The sequence below is a fragment of the Pseudomonas sp. HMSC063H08 genome, assembly GCF_001813645.1.
Taxonomy (GTDB): Bacteria; Pseudomonadota; Gammaproteobacteria; order Pseudomonadales; family Pseudomonadaceae; genus Pseudomonas; species Pseudomonas aeruginosa.
The window spans coordinates 3,246-6,454 of record NZ_KV813352.1; the positions used below are offsets into that span (position 1 = coordinate 3,246).

Annotated in this window: 5 protein-coding genes; 1 reads left to right on the forward strand and 4 read right to left on the reverse strand. The window is 60.6% G+C overall.

What is annotated here, in order from left to right; genetic code table 11:
* The 4 genes from merA to merT all read right to left on the reverse strand — a co-directional run.
* On the reverse strand, nucleotides 1–1,550 hold a 1,550-nt coding region (gene merA / locus HMPREF2924_RS03900; protein WP_070700365.1), incomplete at its 3' end, for a mercury(II) reductase.
* Nucleotides 1,547–1,792 carry a mercury resistance system transport protein MerF gene (merF, locus tag HMPREF2924_RS03905; RefSeq protein ID WP_000654684.1) on the reverse strand — a complete coding sequence of 82 codons (246 nt, stop codon included), beginning with the start codon at nucleotides 1,790–1,792 and terminating at the stop codon, nucleotides 1,547–1,549. The genes merA and merF, both read right to left, overlap by 4 nt.
* Before the next feature lie 2 nt (nucleotides 1,793–1,794).
* Nucleotides 1,795–2,070, reverse strand: a complete 276-nt coding sequence (gene merP / locus HMPREF2924_RS03910) for a mercury resistance system periplasmic binding protein MerP (RefSeq protein WP_000735441.1) — start codon at nucleotides 2,068–2,070, stop codon at nucleotides 1,795–1,797.
* A gap of 15 nt (nucleotides 2,071–2,085) precedes the next feature.
* Nucleotides 2,086–2,436, reverse strand: a complete 351-nt coding sequence (gene merT / locus HMPREF2924_RS03915; protein ID WP_001294667.1) for a mercuric ion transporter MerT — start codon at nucleotides 2,434–2,436, stop codon at nucleotides 2,086–2,088.
* A 71-nt stretch (nucleotides 2,437–2,507) separates the two neighbouring features.
* Between merT and merR the strand changes: the two genes are divergently transcribed.
* Nucleotides 2,508–2,942, forward strand: a complete 435-nt coding sequence (gene merR, locus HMPREF2924_RS03920; protein ID WP_000429838.1) for an Hg(II)-responsive transcriptional regulator — start codon at nucleotides 2,508–2,510, stop codon at nucleotides 2,940–2,942.
* Nucleotides 2,943–3,209: the final 267 nt, after the last annotated feature.

Genomic DNA, 3,209 nt, shown 5'->3' on the forward strand with positions numbered 1-3,209 from the left:
TCGGCCAGTTCCTGCACCGTCATGCGGTTGCGGATGGCGAGCACCGCCGTCTGGATCAGTTCGCCCGCTTCCGGGGCCACCGCCTGCACGCCGATGAGCCGTCCGCTACCTTCCTCGATGACCAGCTTGATGAAGCCGCGTGTGTCGAAGTTGGCAAGCGCTCGCGGAACGTTGTCGAGTGTCAGCGTGCGACTGTCGGTCTCGATGCCATCGTGGTGCGCTTCCGCCTCGCTGTAGCCCACGGTGGCGACTTGCGGGTCGGTGAACACCACTGCCGGCATCGCGGTCAGATTGAGGGCTGCGTCGCCGCCGGTCATGTTGATCGCGGCACGGGTGCCGGCGGCCGCTGCCACGTAGACGAACTGCGGCTGGTCGGTGCAGTCGCCGGCCGCGTAGATGTTCGGGTTGCTCGTGCGCATGCCTTGGTCGATAACGATGGCCCCTTGCGCATTGACAGTGACCCCCGCCGCGTCCAGCGCGAGGCTGCGCGTATTCGGTGCCCGACCGGTGGCAACCAGCAACTTGTCAGCGCGCAATTCACCGTGTCCGGTGGTCAGCACGAATTCGCCGTTCACATGGGCGACCTGGCTGGCTTGCGTGTGCTCCAGCACCTCGATGCCCTCGGCGCGGAAAGCGGCTGTCACGGCCTCGCCGATGGCCGGGTCTTCCCGGAAGAACAAGGTGCTGCGTGCCAGGATCGTGACCTGGCTGCCGAGCCGGGCAAAGGCTTGCGCCAGTTCCAACGCCACCACCGACGAACCGATCACGGCCAGGCGTGCGGGAATGGTGTCGCTGACAAGCGCTTCGGTGGAAGTCCAGTAGGGTGACTCTTTCAGGCCCGGAATCGGCGGCACGGCCGGACTGGCACCGGTGGCGACCAGGCAGCGGTCGAACGTTACCTCGCGCTCGCCACCCTCGTTCAAACGGACGACCAGGCTCTGGTCGTCCTTGAAACGCGCTTCACCGTGCAAAACGGTGATGGCTGGATTGCCGTCCAGGATGCCTTCGTATTTGGCGTGCCGCAGTTCATCGACACGGGCCTGCTGCTGGGCCAGCAGTTTGCTGCGGTCAATCGCAGGCACAGTTGCCGCAATACCGCCGTCGAACGGACTTTCCCGGCGCAGATGGGCAATATGGGCAGCGCGGATCATGATCTTGGACGGCACACAGCCGACATTGACGCAGGTGCCGCCGATGGTGCCGCGCTCGATCAGCGTGACCTGCGCGCCTTGCTCGACGGCCTTCAGCGCCGCCGCCATCGCGGCCCCGCCGCTGCCAATGATGGCGATATGCAAACCGGCGCCCTCAAGTGCATCACGGATTTTTGGTTCATCTTTGAAATCACCAACCCGGATCGAGCCTTGATAACCCAATGCGGCGATGGCGGCCAGCAGTTGGTTGTGGCTCACGGCGGTGTCTGCCATGACTTGCGCGCGGCTTTCTGGATAGGACACCACAGCGGCATTCACGCCGGGAATCTTTTCCAAAGCATCTTTGACATGGGTGGCGCAGGATGTGCAGGTCATGCCATTCACGGTGATTTCGGTCATTTTTTTACTCCATTGAATTTCGGGGTGCAGCAGGCATCGGCTTGGCGTTTTCGTTGGATGGCGTAGATGGTCAAGCCGATGAAAATCGCCAGCGCAGGCAGCAGCACATAGTCCAGATAGCCGGTCAGCGCGGACAAGCCGACCACACCGAGCAAAATGACCAGAACAGGGGTGAAGCAACACAGCGCCACGAGGGTTGTGCCAATGATGCTGACCCGCAGCAGTGTCTTCGGGTCTTTCATGATCAGTTCTTGACTGATGATGGGTAGCCCGCATCCTCGGTAGCCTTGGTCAGTTTCTGCACGCTGGTCTTGGCATCATCGAAGGTGACCACCGCTTCGCGCGTCTCGAAGGTCACGTCAACTTTACTGACGCCATCGACCTTGGAAATCGCCTTCTTGACAGTGATCGGACAGGCCGAGCAGGTCATGCCCGGTACGGACAGCGTAACGGTCTGGGTGGCGGCCCACACGGGGGCAACAACGGCAGCGAGGGCAAGGGCGGAAAGCAGCTTTTTCATGGTGAACTCCTGTGATCAATAGAAAAATGGCACGACGTAGGGAAATCCGAGCGCGACCAAAACCAGCACGGCCACGCCCCAGAAAATGAGCTTGTAAGTAGCTCGCACTTGGGGAATCGCGCAAACCTCACCCGGTTTGCAGGCGGCTGACGGCCGGTAGATGCGCCGCCAGGCGAAGAACAACGCCACCAGCGCCACGCCGATAAAGATGGGGCGATAGGGTTCCAACACCGTCAAGTTGCCGATCCAAGCGCCGCTGAACCCCAAGGCGATCAGAACCAGCGGCCCGAGGCAGCAAGCCGAGGCGAGGATGGCGGCCAGCCCGCCAGTGAAGAGCGCGCCGCGCCCGTTTTGAGGTTCAGACATACGTTTGTCCTTTCGAATCTGAATTGGATAGCTTAAGCTTACTTCCGTAGTTATGTACGGAGTCAAGCGATATGGAAAACAATTTGGAGAACCTGACCATTGGCGTTTTCGCCAGGACGGCCGGGGTCAATGTGGAGACCATCCGGTTCTATCAGCGCAAGGGCTTGCTCCCGGAACCGGACAAGCCTTACGGCAGCATTCGCCGCTATGGCGAGACGGATGTAACGCGGGTGCGCTTCGTGAAATCAGCCCAGCGGTTGGGCTTCAGCCTGGATGAGATCGCCGAGCTGCTGCGGCTGGAGGATGGCACCCATTGCGAGGAAGCCAGCAGCCTGGCCGAGCACAAGCTCAAGGACGTGCGCGAGAGGATGGCTGACCTGGCGCGCATGGAGGCCGTGCTGTCTGATTTGGTGTGCGCCTGCCATGCGCGGAAGGGGAACGTTTCCTGCCCGCTGATTGCGTCACTGCAAGGGAAGAAAGAACCGCGCAGTGCGGACGCGGTGTAGCCCGAGGGAACTACGCCTTAGCGTGCTTTATTTTCCGTTTTCTGAGGCGACTCCAACGTCAGAAAAGACCGTGCGGTCGACTTTTGATATTTCGTGCTGTCGCCTTCTGAAAGTGACACCAAGGCCCCGCAACGCGGGGCTTTTTTGTCTCAAAACGCTTTCTCAAAAAAACTTTCTCAAATACCCTCGGGAGAACGAAATTTGAGAAGAAGGCCATGACCCACAGAACCCAGACTGTTGCCGCTGACCGAAAACTGACCCAGTAGA